The organism is Kitasatospora putterlickiae (assembly GCF_039527695.1).
In the GTDB taxonomy this organism is placed as follows: domain Bacteria; phylum Actinomycetota; class Actinomycetes; order Streptomycetales; family Streptomycetaceae; genus Kitasatospora; species Kitasatospora putterlickiae.
This window is the reverse complement of record NZ_BAAAKJ010000285.1, coordinates 1-564: the sequence shown is the minus strand read 5'-3', so window position 1 is coordinate 564 and position 564 is coordinate 1. Positions and strand designations below refer to the sequence as shown.

At 79.4% G+C, this 564-nt stretch carries 1 protein-coding gene; it reads left to right on the top strand.

Features of this window, described 5'->3' with window-relative positions; all coding sequences use genetic code 11:
* Positions 1-564, top strand: a 564-nt coding sequence (locus ABD308_RS27670; protein WP_344340007.1) for a DUF4192 domain-containing protein, incomplete at both ends; no start/stop codon positions are given.

Sequence of the window (564 nt, the reverse complement as noted above, 5' to 3'; positions counted from 1 at the left end):
CTGGCCGCGCTGGCCCCGGTCGGCCCGCCCGGGGCGGACGCCCTGCGGAGCGCGTTCGCCCGGGCCGGCGCCGGACCGTCGCCGGGGCGGGGGTCGGTCGACCGTCGGGAGCACGCCGCGCTGCTCGACGCGGCCGTGGCCGAGTTCATGGCCGGGGCCACGACGCTCGACGAGGACCGGGCGGCGCGGCTGCTGCTGGCGCTCCAGGACCGGATCGTCCGGGACCGCGCGGCCGAGTACGCCAGGCCGGCCGAGCTCGCGCCCGCCCAGCGGCTCTGGCGGTTCCTGGCCACCCGCTGCGTGGCGCCGTACGAGAGCTGCGCCGCGCCGCCGCTCACCCTGCTGGCCTGGGCCTCGTGGGTCGCGGGTGACACCGCGACCGCGCGCGTGGTGCTCGGCCACACGCTCCGCCGCCATCCCTCCTACCTGCTCGCCCAGCTGCTGTACGAGTCGCTGAACGGCGGCTTCGCGCCGGACACGCTGCTGGCGAGCGTGGAGGAGGAGCGCCGCCGTCGCACCGAGCGGGAGGGGCGGGAAGAGGCGGCGGCCGAGCGCCCGCACGCG